Genomic DNA, 16,927 nt, shown 5'->3' on the forward strand with positions numbered 1-16,927 from the left:
GTTGGCGATGTAGACCACACATGTTCACCTGAACTTGACCTTTCGTCCACTCGGATGTTTGATCTGTCATGTACCCGGTTCCGCCCGCTCGATCGCGCTGCACAAATCGGCCGGTAAATCCTTGCGCGGGTCCATGACGCGGGAACCGTTGGCTTTTTCTTGGGGGATTCTTCTTGCCGTCCGACGACAATTCCTTCGGATTCGTATTCTGTGGCGGAGGCCCCGCCGCGCTCGGACCGATCATCACCGCGAGCAGAAGTGGTCGGCTCGACGCTCTGCTGGACCGAGGCATCGCCCTCGTCGAACCGGGTCCGATCGGCCCCGGCGGCCTGGCGCACTACCGCATCGGCGCCAACTCCCTCGGCGGGCCGTTCATGGAGTGCCTCGACGGCCTGGAGGACGGGACAGCCCTCGCCGCGCTGCGCGACCTGCCCGAGACCCGCCGACTGCGCGCCCTCGCCGACGAGCACCCGCCGCTGTCGGTGGTCGCCCCCTTCCTCGCCCGCCTCGGTGCGGTGGTGGCCGGCTTCCTGGAGGAACACCCGCGCTGCGCCGTCGTACGGGAGAGGGTCACCGGCATCGCCCTGCGCGACGACGGAGTCCGCGTCACCACCGGCGACGGCCGGGAACTCACCGCCCGGCGGACGGTGATCGCCACCGGCGGACGCCCCCAGGCCGACTTCGCGAAGGCCGAGATCGTCCCCGGCCTGAGCCTGGCGCCCCATCAGGAACGCGTCCGCCACTCGGAGTCGTTCATCGACGCGCGCAAGGACCTCCCTGGCGCGGGCGGCAAGGTGGTCGTCGTGGGCGGGTCGCACAGCGCCTGGTCGGTGGTCCATCTGATGCTCCCCGCGGTGGACGAGATCACGGTGATCCACCGCACCGGCATCCGCCTGTTCTACGACAGCGCCGACCGGGCCAGGGCCGACGGATACGCCTTCGATCCGGTGCTCGACGTCTGTCCGGTGAACGGACGGGTCAACCGCTACGGCGGCCTGCGGGGCCGCGCCCATGAACTGGCCCGTGCCGCACTGCGGTTGCCCGGCAGCGACCCGCTGCCGGTGCGGCTGGTCCAGGTGGACACCCCGGCCGCCCGCCAGGCCGCGGAACAGGCGCTCGCCGAAGCCGACACCATCGTCATGGCCAACGGCTTCGAGGCCGACCTCCCGCCCATCCGCCACGCCGACGGCGCGCTGTTCACGGCCGCGACCGGCCCCACCGGCACCGTCGTCAACGACCGGGGACACCTGGTCGACGCACACGGCACGGCGTACCCGCAGCTCGTCGCATACGGCCTGGGCGCGGGCCTCGCCCCGTCCAAGGAGGTCGGCGGCGAGCCGAGCTACACCCGCAGGGCCGACGGTGTGTGGCTGTACCAGCACGACATAGGCGAGGTCGTCCTCGACGACCTGCTGAACCATGTGACGACAACGGGGGAGACACAACGATGAGCACGCCGACCAAGGCCGTCGTCCTGGCGGCCGGCCTGGGCCGCAGGCTCGGACTCGGCAACGCCAAACCGCTGATACCCGTCGCGGGCAAGCCGATCCTGTTCCGCACGCTGGAGAACCTGGCCGCCGCGGGGGTGCGCGAGGCGGTCCTGGTGGTGGGCCACCAGGCCGACGAGGTGCGCTTGGCCGTCGGCGAGGAGTTCGCCGGCATGGACATCGGCTACGTGGAGTCCGACGCCTACCGCACCACGAACAACGCCTACTCGCTGTGGCTGGCCCACAAGCACCTCGACCAGGACGTCTACCTGGTGGAGGGCGACGTGGTGTTCGACGGCGAACTGCTCCGCAGGCTGTCGGCGGCGGACGGCGAGATCGTGACGGCGATCGCCCCGTACCGACGGGAGATGGACGGCACCGTCGTCACCCTCGACGCCGAAGGAACGCTCTCGGCGATGCTCCTGCCCGCACAACAGGAGCCGGACAGTGACCTGACGCAGACCTACAAGACCGTCAACGTGCACCTGCTCCGCGAGCGTTACCTGAGTGAGGAGTTCGTTCCCGGCCTGGAGTCGCTGATAGCCGGCGGCGGTCACGACGCCTACTACGAGCTGGTCATCGCCGAGACGGTGGAGGCCGGCCGGTTCCCGGTCCGCGGCGTGGACTGCGGCGACCTGCGCTGGTACGAGGTCGACGACCTGACCGACCACGGCGCCGCGGAGTACCTCTTCCGCAGCTCCGACGACCGCCTCGAGATGCTCCAGGGCATGTACGGCGGTTACTGGCGCTACGACCTGGTGGACCACCGCCTGCTGTACAACCTCTACTTCCCCCCGGCCCGGCTGGTCGACCAGCTGATGGACGACTTCCGGGAGGCACTGGTGCACTACCCGATGGGGCACCGGGCGCTGCAGATGCTCCTCGGCGCGGCGATCGGCCAGCCGTCGGAGCGGCTGGTGGTGGCGAACGGCGCGTCGGAACTGATCAAGATCCTCGGTGGCCTGCTCGGCCGGGTCGGACTCGTGGTGCCCGGCTTCAACGAGTACGAGGCCGTCTTCACCGAGCAGGACATCCACCGCATCCACCTGCCCTCGCCCGCCTTCACCATGGACCCGGCCGCGGTCGCCGAGGACGCGCTGCGAGCCGGTGTCGCCGCGGTCATCATCACCTCGCCCAACAATCCGACGGCGATGGCGGTGCCGCGGGCCGACCTGGTCACCCTCGCCCGGCTCCTCGCCGACGGCGGGATCCGCCTGGTCGTCGACGAGTCCTTCGTGGACTTCTGCGAGCCCGGACACAGCCTCGAGCCGGACCTGGCCGAACTGCCGGGACTGACCGTGATCAAGAGCATGAGCAAGGTCTACGGCATCGGCGGCCTGCGGCTGGGATACCTCACCTCGGCCGACCTCGACTTCGTCGCCGACGTCCGCGCCGCGCTGCCGATCTGGAACGTCAACGGCTTCGCCGAATGCTTCCTGCGACTGCTGCCCCGCTACCAGGACGCCTTCGCCGCCAGCTGCGAACAGGTCCGGCGCGACCGCGACGAACTGGCCGCAAGGCTCACCGAACTGCCCGGCCTGACGGTGTATCCGCCGGACGCCAACTACGTGATGGTGGGGCTGCCGCAGGACGTCTCCGCGCTGGCCGTCGTGCGCCGGGTCTTCGCCGAGTACGACATCCTCCTCAAGGACTGCGGGGGGAAGTCCATGCCGGACGGCGACCGGTACCTGCGGGTGTCGTGCCGTACTCCGCAGGAGAACCGGCGCATGGTGGACGCACTGGCGGCCGTCCTGGGTGTGGCCGTCGCCGCCCCGGCGGGCGGCGGAGCGTCCTGATGGGCGGCACGTCACGGCGCGACGAGCTGTACGCCGCCCTGCGGTCCGTCATCGACCCGGCGGACCGGCTGGTGGTGCTGCACTCGTCCCTGTTCGCCTTCCGGACCCCGATCGAAGGGCTGCGTGGCGACCTGCTGGCCGCGCTGCGCGCCCTGGTCGCCGACGGAGTGACCCTGGCGCTGCCCGCGGTGACCTTCGAGTTCTGCCGTACGAAGGAGTACCACCACCGCCGTTCCGTCCCGAACACCGGCGTGCTGGTGGAGTGGTTCCTGGACCTGCCCGAGGTGCGTCGCACCCCGCACCCGGTGTACTCGTTCGCCGTCGCCGGACCGCTGGCCGAGGAGCTGACGGCCTGCCGGTCGGACACGGCCTTCGGCGCGGACACGGTCTTCGAGGTCTTCGAGCGCGAGGCGGCCCGCATCGTCACACTCGGCGCGAGCTGGAACTCCTGTACCCAGGTGCACCGTTACGAGGAACTGGCGGAAGTCCCCTACCGGCACACCATGAAGGTCACCGGCACGGCCGACTTCGGCGCGGGGCCGGCCGGGCTCGACCTGACGATGATCGTCCGCGACACGGCGCTGGACTCCACCCTCGACTTCGCGCCGGTCTTCGACCGCCTCCGCGACACCGGCCTGATGGCGCGCGCCGGCCTCTGGGGCGCCGCCGTGGAGTCGGTGTCCACGACGGACCTGGCCCGGGTCTGCGACGCGATGCTGACCGACGACCCCTGGGTGCTCCTGCGCGAGCCCAGGGTGATCGAGCACCGGGCGCGGCAACTGGCCCGCGAGCCCGTACGGCTGGCCCTGCTGGGCTCGCGGAACCAGGAGATCCTGGCCACCGAGATGTCCGCCGAGGGCCGGCGGGTCCTCGGCCACGAGCCCTGTGCCCTCCATGCGCCCGAGTACGGCATGCTCGCGCGCGAGATCCACGACCCGGCCTCGGCGCTGCGCGGCTTCGACGCGCACGCGAGTTTCTTCACCGACCGGCTGGAGGACGTGCTCGCCGTCGACGGTCTCGACGAGGGCGTCGACGACCGGCTCCCGGACGCCGTGGAGCACTACGCCGGCCTGGTGAGCGCCTACGCCGCCACCACCGACCGGCCGGTGTTCGTCCTGTCCTTCGCGCCGCTGCAGCCGTCCACGGTCGACACCAGCGGGATCGTGGCCGACGCCAACCGGCTGCTGCGCGAGGGACTCGGCGGTCACGAGCACGTCCACGTCGTCGACCTCGCCGAGGTCGTCGCACGCGCGGGCGGCGGCCCGCTGGTCGACGCGCGGCTGTGGCAGGTGGGACGTATCCCGTACGGCGTCGCCCTGAGCGCCGCACTGGCCCGCCGCTTCTGGGGCCTGGCGCTCTCGGTACTCGGACGCACGGCCAGAGTCGTCGTCACCGACCTCGACAACACCCTGTGGCACGGCGTCGTGGGCGAGGACGGCATCGAAGGCATCCAGGTCGGCACCGATCACCCCGGCAACGCCCACCGCAAGCTGCAGCTCGTGCTGAAGTCGCTGCGTGAGCAGGGCGTCGCGCTCGCGGTGTGCAGCAAGAACGACGAGGACCTGGCCCTGCGCGCGATCCGGCAGCACTCGGGGATGGCACTGCGGGAGGACGACTTCGTGGCCCTGGAGATCGGCTGGCGACCCAAGCCGGAGGCGATCGCCGACATCGCGGCCCGCCTCAACGTGGGCCTGGCCAATGTGCTGTTCCTCGACGACAACCCCGTCGAGCGCGCGCGGGTGCGCGAGTTCCTGCCGCAGGTCATCGTGCCGGAACTGCCCGAGGACCCGGCCGACTACGCGCACACGCTGCTGGACAGCCCGTTCGTCACCGTGTTCAACGTGACCGACGCCGACCGCCGGCGCACCGAGCAGTACCGGGCACGTGAGAAGGTCGAGCGGCAGCGGCGCGGCTACGAGCGGATCGAGGACTTCTACGCCTCGCTCGGCACCGAGCTGCACATCAGCCCGCTCACCGACGGCAACGTGGCCCGCGCGGCCCAACTGTGCGCCAAGACCAACCAGTTCAACACGACGACCCGGCGCCACTCCCGTGCCGAACTGCGCCGGCTGGCCGCCGCGCCGGACTCGGACGTGCTGGTCCTCGGCGTGGCCGACCGGTTCAGCGCCCGCGAGGAACTCGGCGTGGTGGTGCTGACCCACGACGGCACGGAGACCACCGTGGACTGCTACCTGCTGTCCTGCCGTGTCCTGGGCCGGGGCGTCGAGACGGGTGCGCTGCGCTGGCTGGCGGCCCGGCTGGCCGCCGACGGACGCACCCGCCTGCACGGCCTCGTGCTGCCGACCGAGCGCAACGCCCCCTGCCGCACCGTGTTCGCGGACGAGGGCTACACGCCGGGTGACGCGGACGGCAGCTGGCACCTGGACCTCATCGGCGACCACAGTGCCCCCAGCTGGCTGCGGGTCGTCGACCACACGGACGCGGAGACCGACCATGCATGACCTCGAGCCGGGCGCCGTAGCCCACAGCAGCCGCACCTTCACCGCCGAGGACTTCGCCGCCTTCGCAGCGGCCACCGGCGACCACAACCCGATCCACCACGATCCCGAGCACGCGGCCGGGACCGAGTTCGGCGCGCCCATCGTGCCGCTGGCCATGGTGCTGGGACCGGTGTCCGCGCTGATCGGGATGGTCCTGCCCGGCCCCGGAGCGGTCATCCTCGACACGGCGTTCCGCCCGGTGCGCGCCGTCGCCTTCGACCGTCCCGTGGACTACTCCCTGCGGCTGCGTTCGAAGAGCGCGGCGACCGGGGTGCTGACCTGCCGCGTGCGGGCCTACCAGGACCGCGAGCTGGTCCTGGACGGCGAGGTGAAGACGACCGTACGGTCGCCGCGCCCCCGCCCGGACGACAACCCCGGCGGCCGTTTCCTTCCCGCCGACGCGCCCAGGCTCGCCGCGGTGACGGGCGCCGCCGGTGACATCGGTGCCGCGGTCGCCCGTGCACTGGCCAAGGGCGGCTGGGACCTCGCCCTCGTCCACCGGGGCGGCATCGACGACGTGGTCCGCCAGTGCGAGGAAACCGGCGTCACCGTCCACTCGGTGACAGCCGATCTGACCGTGCCCGCCGACCGTGCCGCGGCGGCCGAGAAGCTTGCTTCTCTCGCGCCCACAGCCCTCGTGCATGCCGCCGCCGCCCCCCTGGCGGCCGGGCACCAGGAACACTTCGAGACCGGTTACGCCGGTCTGCGGGACCTGGCCGACGCCGTGCTGGACGGCATGCTGCTGCGCCAGCAGGGGTGCGTCCTGCTGCTCGGGTCGGAGGCCTCGCGCTACCACCCGAGGGGCTGGTCCGACTACGTCGCCGCCAAGGCGGCAGCCGAAAGCGTGCTGCGCGGCATCGACCGGCACCACGGAGCCGGCGGGGTGCGCGCGGTGGTCGTCGAACCCGGCTATGTCCAGGGCCGGTACTCCGCCGACGTCCGCCCCTCCGGAGTGCTCGGCCTGCTGCCGGAGGAGGTCGCGGAACTGGTCGCCGCCGAGGTGGGTGACACGACGGCGCCTGCGCGTCGGGTGTGGCTGTCCACGGACGGGGTCACCAGGTACGCCCTGGACGGCGGCGCCGCCCAGGAGGGCGCGGCCTCGTCGGCGGCCGGGCCGGCCGCCCGCGAATCCTCGGCAGGGCCGTCCCAGGGCGGCCCGGTCGTGAGCGGGCACACGGAGCGGGTGGAAGCGGCCGTCCGCCGGATCCTCGGCCCCGACGCGGACGTGCGCAACGGCGGCGTCGGGCTCACCCCGGGCTGGGACTCACTGGGACAGATCCAGATCGTGCTCGCCGTGGAGGAGGAGTTCGGCATCCGGCTGCCGGCCGAGAGCCTCACCGCGACCGGCCGCTTCGACCAGCTGAGCCGCGTCGTGGCCGAACAGGTCGGGGAGTGAACGTGCGGTCAGCTCCAGCAGACGCAGCGCGCCGGCCGGCCCGTGAACGCCTTGTCGGCGTCCGGTTCGGCCTCGACCTGCCCTGCGGGCGGGACGAGCGAGAAGTCCGCGGCGGGGTCGATCTCGTCGAAGGAGCCGAACAGGTGCGTACGAGGGAACCACGTGCCGAACGGCTCGGTCGACTCCCCGATGCCGATGAACTCGCTGCCCGTGGCCACAGCGGCACGCACGTCCCACGGCCCGTCGCCGACGCACACCACCCGGTCGAAGCCCTCGCCCGCCTGGTGGATGGCCTCCCGGACCACGTGTTCCCGGAAGGTGTGGTCGCTGGCCGTGGCCACCGGGCCGGGCGCCTCCAGCAGTGCCAGCTTCACCGCCGTGACCTCGCTCATGCCGCCGGTCGCGAACGCCACCGTGTACCCGTCGGACGCCTCCAGCCCGCGCAGGAAGGCGGCCGCGCCGGGGACCTGCTCGACCTTCTCGTGCTCGGCGGCTTCGACGAAGCGGGCGTGCAGCCGGTCGGCGAACCACTGGGTCTCGGCCTCGTCGGGGAACCGTCCCCTGTTGTGCCGGAAGACCTCTCGGAATATCCACGAGTCCGTGTGGTGGGCGTAACCGCCCCAGGCAGAGTCGATCTTCTCGAGTCCGCAGTCGCGCAGCGCTCCGTGGAAGGCCAGTTGGTGCGGGGCCACACTGCGCAGCAGTGTCCCGTCGATATCGAAGACGATCAAGGTGCTCATGGCCTGCTCTCCCGGTCGGACGCACTCAGGGATCTTGATCGTAGGGGAAGGCGGGGAACATGCAGGACGCTGTGAGCGGGCCCACCGCCCGCGAAGCGCGGCTGGGTGAAGAAGTGGTCACGGCCGCCGCGGAGTTCGCCTCGGCCACCGGCACGACGGCCGAGCGCGTCCTGGGCCTGGCATGCGCCGCCCTCGTCGCGCGCCTGTGCCGCACCGACGGCGCCGTACCGGTCGGCGGGATCGGCGGCGCCCAGGGCGAGCCCCTGCCGGTGACCCTGTTGCCCGACGGCGGCGCTGAGTTGGCCGTCGGCCCCGTGCCCGACGACATCGCCGACGCGCTCGACTCCCGCGTCGACCGGTTCGCCGCCGCCGCACTCGCCGAGCCCCAGCGGCCCCTGGCCGACGTCGAGTTGGTGGACGACGCCGAATGGGCCCTGCTCACCGCCTGGTCGGGGCCGGACCGGCTCCCGGTCGACCAGCCGGTCCACCGGATGTTCGCCGCGTGGGCGGGCAAGCAGCCCGACGCCGTGGCGGTGTCCGCGCCCGACACGACGCTCACCTACCGGGAACTGCTGGAGTACGCCACCGGCATCGCCCGCGCGCTGACGGAGCGGGGCGTGCGCCCCGGTGACCCCGTGGGCATCCTGCTCGACCGCGGCCCGACGTCGGTCGCCGCGATGGTCGGTGTGGCGATGGCCGCGGCCACGGCCGTACCGCTCGACCCCGCCTACCCCGAGCCGCGCCTGCGGCTGATGATGTCCGGTCCGGGAGTCCGGGTCACCCTCACCAGCGAGGCGCTCGCCGGGCGCGTACCGGTCGGCACCGCGCTGGCCGTGGAGGGCGTCGAACCGTCGGCGGCACCGCTGGAGCGGGCCGAGCCCGAGGTCGCCACGGTGATGTACACCTCCGGATCGACCGGTACCCCCAAGGGGGTTCAGCTCACCCACCGCGGCATCGCCCGGCTGACCGCGGACGACCGTATCGACTTCGGGCCCGACGACGTGGTCCTGCACCTGGCGCCCGCCACCTTCGACGCGGCGCTGCTGGAGGTGTGGTGTGCGCTGGCCCGGGGCGCGCGGCTGGAGGTGGCCCCGCCCGGCCCGCTGACCCTCGGCGAGCTGGCCGGGCTCATCGCCGGGCGGGGGATCACCGTGCTGTGGCTGACGGCCGGGCTCTTCCACCAGATGGCCGAGCACGAGCCGGACGCGTTCTCCGGCGTACGCCGACTGTTCTCGGGCGGCGACGTCGTCTCCCCGCACCACGTGAACAGCCTGCTGACCCGGCACCCCGGACTCACCGTCGTCAACGGCTACGGCCCCACCGAGAACACGACCTTCACCTGCTGCCACCTGATGCGTGAGCCGCTGCCCCCGGGCACCGCGACCGTGCCGATCGGCGCACCGGTCCGCAACACCAGGGTCTTCGTGGTCGACCAGGGCGGGCACCCGGTGCCGCCGGGCGTCCCGGGCGAGCTGTGGGCCGAGGGCGACGGGCTCGCGGCCGGCTACCTCGGCCTGCCCGAACAGTCCCGGGAGCGGTTCCCCGTCCCGGAGTCCGGGCGCCTGCGTGGCCTGCGCTGCTACCGCACGGGCGACCTGGCCCGCTTCCGTACCGACGGCACCCTGGAGTTCCTCGGACGCGAGGACGGCCAGGCCAAGGTCAACGGTCACCGGATCGAGCCGGGGGAGATCGAACAGGCCATCCTCGCCCAGCCCGGCGTGCGCGGTGCGTGCGTCCTGGTGGAGACCGACCCCCTGGGCGGCAAGCGACTCGCCGCCCACATCGCCGGGGACGACAAGTCACTGGCCAAGGCCGTGCGCGCGGCGCTGCGGGCCTCGCTGCCCGCCTACCTGGTGCCCGCCCGCTACATCGTCACCGAAAGACTTCCGCTGACCGCCAACGGAAAGATCGACAGAGCCCGGCTGATGGCCGGAGAGAGCGAGTCCCCATGAGCACCACCGTCCGGCAGACCGTCGCCCAGATCTGGTCCGAGGTACTGGGCACCCCCATCGACGAGGAGTCCGACTTCTTCCTCCTCGGTGGCCACTCCCTGCTGGCCACCCAGATGGTGGCCCGGCTGGAGACCGCGCTCGGCGTCAAGGTCTCCATGCGCGAGGTCCTCGACCACGCCGAGTTCGGCGAGTTCGCCGATCTGGTCGCCCAGCGCCTCGACACCGCCCCGCAGACCGCCTAGGAGCCACCGCACATGTCCGCACCACTGCCGCTGCCCACCCTCAGCTATCAAGAGGGCAGGCTCTTGATGGACGAGCGCAGCCGCGCCCTGGGCGTGCCGTCGATCCGCACGATCCCGCAGGCCTACCGGGTCCGCGGCCCGTTCGACCGGACGGTCCTCGACCGGGCACTGGCGCTGCTGGCCGACCGGCACGAGGCGCTGCGCACCCGCTTCCCCGGCCCGCGGGACCAGCTCCTCCACGCGGACACCACCTTGCGCAGCGAGGTGTTCCAGGCGGACGACGAGACGGGCGCGGTGGAGCGCGTACGGGCCGAGGCGGCGCGCCCCCTGCCCGCCGACCAGCCGGAGCGGCTGCGCGCGAGCGTCGTGCGCGTGGCCGAGGACGACCACTTCGTCGTCCTGACCTTCGACCACCTGGTGGTCGACGGGTGGGCACGCGGAGTCCTGACGGAGGAACTGTCGGCCATCTACCGCGCGCTCCACGCCGGCCAGGAGCCCAAGCTGCCGGAGACCGCCTACACCTACCAGGACTACGTACGCGACCAGCGTGACCTGCTGACGGGCGAGAACGGCGCCCGGATGATGTCCTTCTGGCGCGAGCGGCTGGCCGGTTCCGGGGCGATACCCCGGTTGGACGTGCCGAAGCAGGCCCCCGGCGCCAAGCCGGAAGGGGGCTACCTGACCCGCTCGCTGCCCTCGGCGCTGGTGCGCGAGGTACAGAGGTTCGCCGCGCGCGAGCGGGTCACCCTCTTCATGCTCGTCCTGTGCGCGCTCTACGTGGCACTGCGCGAGCACACCGGCAGCGACGACCAGGCAGTGGCGGTCAACGTCTACAACCGCGAGACCGCCGGCCGCGAGAACCTTGTGGCGCCCCTCGCGGAACTGCTGGTGGTTCGGACCGACCTGGCGGGCACGAACACCTTCCGTGACGCGCTGCGACGGGTGCGGGAGGCGAGCCTCGACGCACAGGAGCACGGCGAGATTCCCTTCGCCGAACTGGTGAAGGCGTTCAACCCGGACCAGTACGCCCACCCCGACGCCCCCATCGGCGTGGTGCTGAACATGCTCTACGCCCAGCTCCACGGCCAGGGCCTGGACCTGGCTCCCGGTACGACCACCCCCTTCCCGCTGTCCGACGAGGGCTTCCGTCCCCGCAGCGAACTGATGCTCGTGGGCGAATCGGACGGCGAACAGCTGACCCTCTCGGCGTACTACCAGGCCGACCGGCTGTCCGCGGACTTCATCTCCGCTCTGCTCGACCGTCTCGTGGCGCTGCTGGAAGCGGTCGTGGCCGATCCGCTGCTGCCGCTGGAGGGCTCCGGTGCTGCCTGAGCGTCGCGATGAAACCCTGCTGAGGGCGGCGTTCATCGTCTCGACGGCCGGTGAGTGGGTGTTTCGGTTCGCGCTGCCCCTGCTGGTGCTGGAACTGACCGGTTCGGCGTTCTTCGCCGCCTTCACCTACGCGCTCGAATTCGTGCCGTACGTGCTGGTGGGGCTGGTCAGCGGGGTGGTCGCCGACCGGATGGACCGGCGCAAGCTCATGATCGGCTGCAACCTGAGCTCCTCCGTGGTGGTCGGCGGGATCGCGCTGCTCTGCCTGCTGGAGCGGCCTCCCGTGGCGGCGGTGTACGTGGCCGCGTTCACGCTGTCGTGCGTGCGTCCGCTCTACTTCCCGGCGTTCCAGGGCTTCCTGGTCGATCGCGTGCCCGAGGAGCGGCGGGCCGTGATGAACGCGTGGGTGCAGGGCTCCGAGAGCCTGCTGAACATGCTCGGCCCGATCGTCGGCATCGGCGTGGTCGCCTACCTCGGCCCCGCGGTGGCCAGCACGGTCAACGCGGTGGCGTTCGCCCTGTCCGCGGTGTTCATCATCCTCACCGCCGTATCCCCGGTCACCACCCTGACGGCTCCCCTTCGGCAGGCGTTGCGTGGCCTGACCCCCGACCTGCTGACCGGCTTCCGGCTGCTGTTCGCCGACCCCGTGCTGCGGTCCGGCACGATCCTGCTGACGCTGACCAACTTCGCGGTGCACGCGGTCGAGGCCAACCTGGTGTACGTGGTCACCGAGGCCACCGGCCAGTCCAAGTTCGACCTGGGCCTGACCGTGGCGGCCCAGGGCGCGGGCGCCGTGGCGGGAGCCGCCGTGGTCCCGCGCCTGATGCGGCGGTTCGCCGAGGGACCGCTGCTGTCCGCCGGGATGGGGGCGCTCGCAGTGGCGCTGCTGCTGCCCATGACGACGGCGAACGTCCTGGTACTCGCGCCGGCCTGGGCCTTGGCCGGCGCGGCGACCTCGCTGATCGTGGTCGGCTGGTTCACCTACCGGCAGAAGGTCGTCGACGCCGAGTACATGGGCCGGGTGGTCGCGGTCAACCGGGCCTTGTCGTTCACCGCCATCCTCCCGGCCGCCCTGCTGGGCGGCTGGATGGTCGCCGCCTTCCCCCCGGCCGTGCTCTTCCTCACCGCGGGCCTCGTGCAGGGCATCGCCTGGCTGACGACCGCGTTCGGCCTGGTGGGCAAGGCAGGCCTGAAGCAACCGAGCCTCGCCGTGGAATAGAACACGCGCCACCGCCCTTCCGGCCCCCGCCGACAGAACCGTACGAGACGTTCGGCCGGGGCCGGTGAGGTCGGCCGCCCGGTCATGGCCCGGTCGACATGGGTCTTCGCGGTCAGTGTGCCGATCGCCACGCTCCTCGGCCGGCTCGTCCTGGCTACCGTGGACCCATGACGGCACCGCTGGATGTACTGGTGGTCGGCGCGGGACCGACAGGACTCGCGCTCGCCGCGCAACTGCGCGCCCATGGGGCCACGTTCCGCATCGTCGACCGCTCCCTCGACCGCGTGCGCGAGTCCCGGGCACTCGGCATCCAGCCCCGCACCCTGGAGGCGCTGGCGGGCTTCGGCGTGACCGACCGGCTGGTGGCCCGCGGCAATCCCGCGATGCGGTTGCGCCTGCACCTGGCCCGGCGCACCGTGTCGGTACCGCTCTTCGACATCGGGCTGCCCGACACCCCGTACCCTTTCCTGCTGTTCCTCTCGCAGGCCGAGACGGAGCACGTCCTCGGTGAGCACCTGACCGCGCGCGACGTGTCGATCGAACGCGGCACCGAGCTGGTCGGGCTGGAGCAGCGGGGATCGCACGTCGTCTGCCGGCTGCGGAGCCGCGACGGCGCACAGGACGTCGTGTCGGCGCGCTACGTCGTCGGCTGCGACGGCGCCCACAGCACCGTGCGCGCCCAGGCGGGCATCGGCTTCGAGGGCTACGCCTACCCGCAGACGTACCTGCTCGCCGACCTGGAGGTGGAGGGCCTGGAGCCGGGCGCCGTGCACTCGTACATGACCGGGGCCGGGATGCTGTTCTTCTTCCCGCTCGGTTCACCGGCCCCCTGGCGCATGCTCGCCATGCGGCCGTCGGACGCCCCGGACGTCGAGGTGACGGTGCCGCTGCTGCAACAGATCGCCGAACGGTACGGTGCGGACGGGCTGGTCCTGCGGGATCCCGTCTGGATGACCGACTTCCGGCTGCACAACCGCGGTGCCGCCCGGTACCGGTCAGGGCCCTTCTTCCTGGCAGGCGACGCGGCCCACATCCACAGTCCGGCCGGGGCGCAGGGCATGAACACCGGCATTCAGGACGCCCTCAACCTGGGCTGGAAGCTGGCCCTCGTGTGCCGGGGCGCCGCACCGCAGGAACTGCTGGAGACGTACGGCATCGAACGTGCCCCGGTCGGCCGCCACGTGCGGCGGTTCACCGACCGCGCGTTCGTCATCGGCACCAGCGCGAATCCGGTCCTCCGGTTCGCCCGCGCCCAACTCGTCCCGCGTCTGGCCCCGTTGGCGGTGCGCGCGACGGCACCGCGCGGACGGGTCTTCCGCACCGTCTCCGAACTCGGCATCCACTACCGCCGCAGCCCTGCCTCGGCGACGGGCACCCGACCGCCCCGCCGCGGCCCGCGGGCCGGCGACCGGCTGCCCGACCGGCCGCGGGGACTGCAGGCCCGGGTCGCCGCCGCCCCCGGCTGGCACCTGCTCCTGACCGGCCCGCCCCGCCTCTGGCCGGACCCACGGCTCGCCCCGGTCCTGGACGGCCGGGCCGACCTGATCACCGTGCACCGCCTCGACGACCGCGGTCCCTGGCCGGGCGTCGCCCAGGGACTCGTACGCCCCGACGGCCACCTCGGTTATGTCGCACGCGGTGCCGGACTGGACGGGCTGGGGGCCTACGTTGCCCGCTGGCTGCCGATCGAGCGGACAGGACACCCGGGGTGAACGGCTCCCGACGTCGATCCGTACCACTCCTCGTGCAGCCACACCGACCAACCAGAGCAAGCATCGCGACGGCCGGCAGTCTGGTTCTCCTGCTCCTGGCCACCGCGTGCGGCGGGGATGAGGACAAGGGAACCGCCGCGAAGAGCAGTCCGACGAACGTGTCCGCCACCGCGGTCGGCGTCGTGGCACCCGCGAAGGTCGAGGTCATCGCCGACCTGACGGGGTGCAAGGTCAAGATCCGGACCGATGCGGACGAACTGCGCGAGGGTGTCTGCCACACGGAGAAGGGCGACTACCTCATCACGACGTTCCCGCAGGAGAAGCACAAGCTCACCTGGCTGGACGCGGCCTCCGTCTACGGAGGCAAGTACCTCGTCGGCACCCGCTGGGTGGTCAGCGCGAAGCCCAAGCTGCTGGAGGAGCTCCGCCCCAGATTGGGCGGAACCGTCCAGCAGTTGCGGGGTACGGGCCCGGCCCCTGCGCCGAGCGCGTCATAACGGCTGCGACGTACTCCCGCTGCGGCGGCTCGCGGTCACTCGGCCGCGTCGCTGATCCCCAGCCGCAGATGCTCCACGTGGTACACGGCCTGGTCGAGCAGCTCGGCGACATGGTGGTCGTGCAGCGCGTACACGACCGACCGGCCGCGCCGCTCGCCCACCACCAGGCCCAGATTGCGCAACAGCCGCAGTTGGTGCGAGCAGGCGGACTGCTCCATGCCCACCTCGGCCGCCAACTCCGTCGCGGGCAACGGCCCTTCGCGCAGCCGCGCCAGGATCAGCAGGCGGGAGGGGGTGGAGAGGGCCTGGAGGGTGGTGGCCACCTTGGCTGCGTTGGCCGCGTCCAGGCGTACGCGCTCGGTGGTGTCCTGCGCGGCGGTGACGGCTCCATGACCCATGCCGGGTATCTTACCCACCGCACATGAACACATGAATGTCTCTTCATGTGTCGCCGGGCTCGACTCGGGTGATCCGGCGGCTCCCAGCGCAGCCGAGGTTGATGTCGGATTCTCGCCAGCCCTCGTCGGCCCCGGTGGTCGATGCTGGACGCATGCAGAAGGGGATGCACATCGACACGGAGCGCTGCGTGCGCGCCGTACAGTCCAAGGACGCCCGCTTCGACGGCTGGTTCTTCACGGCGGTCGTGACGACCGGGATCTACTGCCGGCCCAGCTGCCCGGTGGTCCCGCCCAAGCCGGAGAACATGCGGTTCCTTCCGAGCGCGGCCGCCTGCCAGCAGGCCGGGTTCCGGGCGTGCAAGCGCTGCCGCCCGGACACCAGCCCCGGCTCCCCGGAGTGGAACCAGCGCGCCGACCTCGTGGCCCGCGCGATGCGGCTGATCGCCGACGGCGTCGTGGACCGCGAGGGCGTGCCCGGCCTCGCCGCCCGGCTCGGCTACAGCACCCGGCAGATCGAACGCCAGCTCCTCGCCGAGCTGGGCGCCGGCCCGCTCGCCCTGGCCCGGGCCCAGCGCGCCCAGGCGGCCCGTCTCCTCATCGAGACGACGCCCTTGCCCATGGCGGACATCGCCTTCGCGGCCGGTTTCGCGTCCATCCGCACCTTCAACGACACCGTGCGCGAGGTCTTCGCCCTCGCCCCGACGGACCTGCGCGCCCGCGCCCCTCGCAGCATCCAGGGGGCCTCGGAGACCTTGGGGAACGCGGCCGGCGCCCTCACCCTGCGCCTGCCGTTCCGCGCCCCCCTCAATCCCGACAACCTCTTCGGCCACCTCGCGGCGACCGCCGTGCCCGGGGTCGAGGAGTGGCGGGACGGCGCGTACCGGCGCACGCTCAGGCTGCCGTACGGCCACGGCATCGTGGCCCTGACCCCGCGGCCCGACCACATCGCCTGCCGCCTCACCCTCAGCGACCTGCGCGACCTGACCGTCGCGATCAGCCGGTGCCGCCGCATGCTCGACCTGGACGCCGATCCGGTCGCGATCGACGACCAGTTGCGCACGGATCCGTTGCTCGCCCCCCTGGTCGACAAGGCGCCCGGCCGCCGGGTCCCGCGCACGGTCGACGAGGCGGAGTTCGCCGTACGGGCCGTGCTCGGCCAGCAGGTCTCCACGGCGGCCGCCCGTACCCACGCGGCCCGCCTGGTCACCTCCCACGGCGAGCGGGTCGACGACCCGGAGGGTGGCCTCACGCACCTCTTCCCGGCCCCCGAGGCGCTGGCCTCCGTGGACCCGGAGTCACTGGCGATGCCCCGCACCCGCCGTACGACGTTCACGACGCTGGTACGTCAACTCGCCGACGGTGAGCTGCGGTTGGGGCCCGACAGTGACTGGCCGAAGACCCGGGCCCGGCTCCTGGACCTCCCCGGCTTCGGCCCCTGGACGGTCGACGTCATCGCGATGCGCGCCCTCGGCGACCCCGACGCGTTCCTCGCCACCGACCTCGGAATCCGCCGTGCCGCCCAGGAGTTGGGCCTCCCGTCGACTCCGGCGGCCCTCACGGCCCGGGCAGCCGCGTGGCGCCCCTGGCGGGCGTACGCCGTCCAGTACCTGTGGGCGACGGACAGCCACCCGATCAACTTCCTCCCCGTATAAGGA

At 72.2% G+C, this 16,927-nt stretch carries 13 protein-coding genes; 11 read left to right on the top strand and 2 right to left on the bottom strand.

Annotated features, from left to right (window positions below; genetic code table 11):
- The first annotated feature begins 173 nt into the window (after positions 1–173).
- The 4 genes from AB5J49_RS39400 to AB5J49_RS39415 are packed head-to-tail and all read left to right on the top strand — an operon-like array spanning position 174 to position 7,180.
- Complete coding sequence (locus AB5J49_RS39400) at positions 174–1,451, top strand: FAD-dependent oxidoreductase (protein WP_369173681.1); 1,278 nt, start codon at positions 174–176, stop codon at positions 1,449–1,451.
- Positions 1,448–3,283 carry an aminotransferase class I/II-fold pyridoxal phosphate-dependent enzyme gene (locus AB5J49_RS39405; protein ID WP_369173682.1) on the top strand — a complete coding sequence of 612 codons (1,836 nt, stop codon included), beginning with the start codon at positions 1,448–1,450 and terminating at the stop codon, positions 3,281–3,283. The genes AB5J49_RS39400 and AB5J49_RS39405 overlap by 4 nt, the downstream gene beginning before the upstream one ends.
- Entirely contained in the window at positions 3,283–5,745 is a 2,463-nt protein-coding gene (locus AB5J49_RS39410) for an HAD-IIIC family phosphatase (protein ID WP_369173683.1), read from the top strand. The genes AB5J49_RS39405 and AB5J49_RS39410 overlap by 1 nt, the downstream gene beginning before the upstream one ends.
- Complete coding sequence (locus AB5J49_RS39415; protein ID WP_369173684.1) at positions 5,738–7,180, top strand: SDR family NAD(P)-dependent oxidoreductase; 1,443 nt, start codon at positions 5,738–5,740, stop codon at positions 7,178–7,180. Before AB5J49_RS39410 ends, AB5J49_RS39415 begins: the two co-directional genes overlap by 8 nt.
- Positions 7,181–7,188: 8 nt before the next feature.
- On the opposite strand, the gene AB5J49_RS39420 is transcribed toward AB5J49_RS39415, so the two are convergent.
- Entirely contained in the window at positions 7,189–7,920 is a 732-nt protein-coding gene (locus AB5J49_RS39420; protein WP_369173685.1) for an HAD family hydrolase, read from the bottom strand.
- Between the two features lie 59 nt (positions 7,921–7,979).
- Here AB5J49_RS39420 and AB5J49_RS39425 point away from each other — a divergent pair, with 59 nt between their 5' ends.
- The 6 genes from AB5J49_RS39425 to AB5J49_RS39450 all read left to right on the top strand — a co-directional run bounded on the left by AB5J49_RS39425 (position 7,980) and on the right by AB5J49_RS39450 (position 14,874).
- On the top strand, positions 7,980–9,872 hold the full coding sequence (locus tag AB5J49_RS39425) for an amino acid adenylation domain-containing protein (RefSeq protein ID WP_369173686.1): 1,893 nt from the start codon (positions 7,980–7,982) through the stop codon (positions 9,870–9,872).
- Positions 9,869–10,114 (top strand): phosphopantetheine-binding protein, encoded by a 246-nt coding sequence (locus tag AB5J49_RS39430; protein WP_369173687.1) that lies wholly within the window; start codon positions 9,869–9,871, stop codon positions 10,112–10,114. The genes AB5J49_RS39425 and AB5J49_RS39430 overlap by 4 nt, the downstream gene beginning before the upstream one ends.
- Positions 10,115–10,126: 12 nt before the next feature.
- Positions 10,127–11,446: a condensation domain-containing protein gene (locus tag AB5J49_RS39435; RefSeq protein WP_369173688.1), complete on the top strand. Its 1,320-nt coding sequence runs from the start codon at positions 10,127–10,129 to the stop codon at positions 11,444–11,446.
- The gene (locus AB5J49_RS39440) at positions 11,436–12,665 is read left to right on the top strand and encodes an MFS transporter (protein ID WP_369173689.1); all 1,230 of its coding nucleotides are present in this window, start codon (positions 11,436–11,438) and stop codon (positions 12,663–12,665) included. The genes AB5J49_RS39435 and AB5J49_RS39440 overlap by 11 nt, the downstream gene beginning before the upstream one ends.
- Positions 12,666–12,832: 167 nt before the next feature.
- Positions 12,833–14,377, top strand: coding sequence for an FAD-dependent monooxygenase (locus AB5J49_RS39445; RefSeq protein ID WP_369173690.1), 1,545 nt, complete (start codon positions 12,833–12,835; stop codon positions 14,375–14,377).
- A 32-nt stretch (positions 14,378–14,409) separates the two neighbouring features.
- Entirely contained in the window at positions 14,410–14,874 is a 465-nt protein-coding gene (locus AB5J49_RS39450) for a hypothetical protein (protein ID WP_369173691.1), read from the top strand.
- 35 nt (positions 14,875–14,909) lie between these two features.
- Here the strand turns inward: AB5J49_RS39450 and AB5J49_RS39455 are convergent, their stop codons facing one another.
- Entirely contained in the window at positions 14,910–15,272 is a 363-nt protein-coding gene (locus tag AB5J49_RS39455) for an ArsR/SmtB family transcription factor (protein WP_369173692.1), read from the bottom strand.
- A 164-nt stretch (positions 15,273–15,436) separates the two neighbouring features.
- On the opposite strand from AB5J49_RS39455, the gene AB5J49_RS39460 reads away from it, so the two are divergent.
- Positions 15,437–16,924 carry an AlkA N-terminal domain-containing protein gene (locus AB5J49_RS39460; RefSeq protein ID WP_369175407.1) on the top strand — a complete coding sequence of 496 codons (1,488 nt, stop codon included), beginning with the start codon at positions 15,437–15,439 and terminating at the stop codon, positions 16,922–16,924.
- The last annotated feature ends 3 nt before the right edge of the window (positions 16,925–16,927 follow it).

The sequence above is a fragment of the Streptomyces sp. R28 genome (assembly GCF_041052385.1).
Taxonomy (GTDB): Bacteria; Actinomycetota; Actinomycetes; order Streptomycetales; family Streptomycetaceae; genus Streptomyces.

Bases quoted from the DNA above. Each gene is read 5' to 3' on its own strand.
- AB5J49_RS39405 (WP_369173682.1), top strand. From the start codon at position 1,448: ATGAGCACGCCGACCAAGGCCGTCGTCCTGGCGGCCGGCCTGGGCCGC.
- AB5J49_RS39410 (WP_369173683.1), top strand. From the start codon at position 3,283: ATGGGCGGCACGTCACGGCGCGACGAGCTGTACGCCGCCCTGCGGTCC.
- AB5J49_RS39415 (WP_369173684.1), top strand. From the start codon at position 5,738: ATGCATGACCTCGAGCCGGGCGCCGTAGCCCACAGCAGCCGCACCTTC.
- AB5J49_RS39420 (WP_369173685.1), bottom strand. From the start codon at position 7,920: ATGAGCACCTTGATCGTCTTCGATATCGACGGGACACTGCTGCGCAGT.
- AB5J49_RS39425 (WP_369173686.1), top strand. From the start codon at position 7,980: ATGCAGGACGCTGTGAGCGGGCCCACCGCCCGCGAAGCGCGGCTGGGT.
- AB5J49_RS39430 (WP_369173687.1), top strand. From the start codon at position 9,869: ATGAGCACCACCGTCCGGCAGACCGTCGCCCAGATCTGGTCCGAGGTA.
- AB5J49_RS39435 (WP_369173688.1), top strand. From the start codon at position 10,127: ATGTCCGCACCACTGCCGCTGCCCACCCTCAGCTATCAAGAGGGCAGG.
- AB5J49_RS39445 (WP_369173690.1), top strand. From the start codon at position 12,833: ATGACGGCACCGCTGGATGTACTGGTGGTCGGCGCGGGACCGACAGGA.
- AB5J49_RS39455 (WP_369173692.1), bottom strand. From the start codon at position 15,272: ATGGGTCATGGAGCCGTCACCGCCGCGCAGGACACCACCGAGCGCGTA.
- AB5J49_RS39460 (WP_369175407.1), top strand. From the start codon at position 15,437: ATGCACATCGACACGGAGCGCTGCGTGCGCGCCGTACAGTCCAAGGAC.